The sequence below is a fragment of the Neochlamydia sp. TUME1 genome, assembly GCF_000813645.1.
Classification (GTDB): domain Bacteria; phylum Chlamydiota; class Chlamydiia; order Chlamydiales; family Parachlamydiaceae; genus Neochlamydia.
In genome coordinates, this window is record NZ_JRXI01000036.1 from 1 (window position 1) to 3547 (window position 3547).

A 3547-nucleotide genomic window follows, 5' to 3' on the forward strand; every position below is an offset into this window, starting at 1 on the left:
GCAAAAAGTAGAAAACATAAGTTAATAATATCTCCTTATTTTACACCTGCATTTTTATATAAAATGCAGGTTGTTAATTAGTATATAAGAAGTAAGCGAAATGATAGAATGTTAGTTGATGAAGTGCTTTTTAATTTAACTTTAAGCAAAACAAGAGTAATATAATTTTCTTGGCTTTATACTAATTTGTATTGTTAATAAATGATTGCTTTCCTCTTAAAAATTCACCAGGGTTTAGGTATGTCTTATCATTTAACCGATCATCCTAGAAAATATAGTTTATCTTACCAAGATATAGGACTATCTTTAATCACAGGCTTATCAGGAATTCCTTACGCTAGCCGGCATTGGCAGCTCTCTAATCATGCTAAAGCTAAGCATTGCTTAGGGCATCGTTTGATTGCCTGTATAGAAAGTATTCCTCTTGCAGGTGCTTTGGCAGCTATCCTCGAAAGAATTATTGTTTTTATCCAAGAAAAGCTTTTAAAAAATGGCGCGCTAACCAAGCATAAGGCTGTTACTTCACCTTCTTACCCTACCTCAGCTAACACTCTTCCGGTTTCTCACCTAACTGCCATTAATTCCCCTCCACAGGAGATATCTCTATTGAGATTACTCGATAATGGCCAGTACAGCTTGCAAGATAGCCAATCTAGAGAGATATACAATAGCAAGGAACCAAAAGAACTACGGGTTTTACTCAAACAATCTGTCGAGAATATTGCTAAAATTCACGAGGCTTCCAGGAAGCTAATGAAACCTTCTAGAAGCAAACAATATTCTCTATTAGTCTCAGAGGTAGAAGAAGAAGTAGCTAAAATAAAGATTTTAGGTAAAGTTTTAACCGATAAAGATCAGGTGGTAGAGAGTAAGCAGATAGAAGACCAAGAGAAGGTTCTCAAGCAGATGTATAAAGATATGCCCTTGGGAGAAAGCATTCTACTCCGCTCGGATATAGAAAGAATGAAAAGTTTGTCACGTCGTCCCGTAGAAAAGACTTACACTACTTCTTGCGGAACATTTGAAAATCCTAATGTTTCTTCTTTGGAATTATCGCGTTGGTTTTCACCCTACATATATGAGGGGAACTACGAATGCTTTAGCTGTATGTATAGAGAGCATGATATAGTAAAGGAGAAAAACTTTAATAGAATGTTTACTTGCATTGGCTTGGATAAGAAGGAAGAACAAAGAAAAATAGAAAGAAAGCTTTATAATGGCACTCCTTCCTTTTGGAAAAATATTCAATCTTCGCTTTTTTCTATCGGTCGAACTCTTTTATCTAAAGATCAATCCTCGGATGAAGCTGAAGAAAAAAAAGAGACTCAAGCATTAAGCTTTCCCTCTCCAAAAGCAAGTGTAGCTGGATTTATAAGCCTTCCTACCAAAGCCGTAAGCAATTATCAGATCAAGCAGCAAAAGGTGCTAGCAAAGCTTGCACAGGATTTGCCGGCGATGATGGAAGTATGGAATGTGGATTCCTTTCAAATTTTAACTTCAGAACAGATGCTAGCCGAAGGTTATGAATATGAAGGTGCTTATTCAGGAGATAGAATTCTGCTTTTCCATAAACGAGTAGAAAACCAAGAGGTTGCAAGTGCAGCCATGGATCCATTACCAACTCAAGGAAAATCGGATTAGCAAAGAGCTAAAAATATGAATTAATCGTATATAATTGTTTCCCACCTGCATTTTTATATAAAATGCAGGTGTTTAATTACTAGATGAGAAACGAGCAGAATGATAGTTTGATAATAAACAGAGTGTTTTCTATTTTAAATTTGAGGGAAAAAGATTAACATAATTTATTGACTTTATACTAATTTGTGTTGTTAATAAGAAGTTGCTTTCCTCTTAAAAATCTAACAGGAACCCAGTATGCCTTATCATTTGACCAATCATCCGAGAAAATATGATTTATCTTATAAAGATATAGGACTATCTTTAATCACAGGCTTATCAGGAGCTCCTTATGCTAGTCGACATTGGCAGCTCTCTAACTATGCCAAAGCTAAGCATTGCTTAGGCCATCGTTTGATTGCCTGTATAGAAAGTATTCCTTTTGCAGGCGCTTTGGCAGCTATCGCCGAAAGAATTATTGTTTTTATCCAAGAAAAGCTTTTAAAAGATGGTAGACCAACCAAGCATAAAGCTGGTACTTCACCTTCTTGCCATACTATAGCTAACACTCTTGCTGTTTCTCACCTAGCTAGCATTAGTTCACCTCTCCATCAGACATCTATATTGGGATTGCTCGATCATGGCCAGTACAGCTTGCAAGATAAGCGATCTAGAGAGACGTACGATCGCAAAGAACCGCAAGAACTACAAGTTTTACTCAAACGATCTGTTGAGAATATTGCTAACATTTACGAGGCCTCTAGAAAGCTAATGAAACCTTCTAGAAGCAAACAATATTCTTTGTTGGTCTCAGAGGTAGAAGAAGAAATAGCTAAAATAAAAATTTTAGGTAAAGTTTTAACCGATAAAGATCAGCTGGTAGAGAGTAAGCAGATAGAAGACCAAGAGAAGGTACTCAAGCAGATGTATAAAGATATGCCCTTAGGAGAGAGCGTTCTACTTAGGTGGGATATAGAGATGATGAAAGGTATGTCACGTCGTCCCGCAGAAAAGATTTACACTACTCCTTGTGGAACATTTGAAAATCCTAATGTGTCTCACTTAGAACTATCACGTTGGTTCTCAACTTACATAACAGAAGGGGATTTCTTTGGTTTTTGTTGTATGTTTAGGGAGCATGAGCTAGGAGAGGAAAAAGATCTTAATAGAATGTTTACTTGCATTAATCTTACTAAAAATGATGACCAAAGAAAAATAGAAAGAAAGCTTTATAATGGCACTCCTTCCTTGTGGAAAAATATTCAATCTTCGCTTTTTTCTATCGGTCGAACTCTTTTATCTAAAGATCAATCCTCGGATGAAGCTGAAGAAAAAAAAGAGACTCAAGCATTAAGTTTGCCCTCCAAAGATGCATGCGAAGCAGGATTTATAAGCCTTCCTATCAAACCCATAAGCAATTATCAGATCAAGCAGCAAAAGGTGCTAGCAAAGCTTGCACAAGATTTGCCTGCGATGATGGAAGTATGGAATGTGAATTCCTTTCAAATTTTGACTTCAGAGCAAATGCTAGCCGAAGGCTATGAATATGAAGTTGCTTATTCGGGAGACAGAATTTTGCTTTTCCATAAACAGGTAGAAAACCAAGAAGTTGCAATTGCAGCCATCAATCCTTTGCCCCCTCCAGTGAAATCGGATTAGCAAAGAGTAGAAAATATAAGTTAATAATATCTCCTTATTTTACACCTGCATTTTATATAAAAATGCAGGTTGTTAACTAGTATATAAGAAGTGAGTAAAATGATAGATTGGTAGTTGATAAAGTGCTTTTTAAATTACCTTTAAGCGAAACAAGATTAATATGATTTTTTTTGGCTTTATACTAATTTGTATTGTTAATAAGTGGTTGCTTTCCTCTTAAAAATTCACCAGGGTTTAGGTATGCCTTATCATTTGACCAATCATCCGC

General features: G+C 36.0%; 2 protein-coding genes. Both read left to right on the forward strand.

All coding sequences use genetic code 11. The features are described from left to right. The first annotated feature begins 240 nt into the window (after positions 1-240). Entirely contained in the window at positions 241-1641 is a 1401-nt protein-coding gene (locus DB41_RS01745; RefSeq protein ID WP_155117536.1) for a hypothetical protein, read from the forward strand. Between the two features lie 237 nt (positions 1642-1878). Beyond that, positions 1879-3279, forward strand: a complete 1401-nt coding sequence (locus tag DB41_RS01750) for a hypothetical protein (RefSeq protein ID WP_039383669.1) — start codon at positions 1879-1881, stop codon at positions 3277-3279. Positions 3280-3547: the final 268 nt, after the last annotated feature.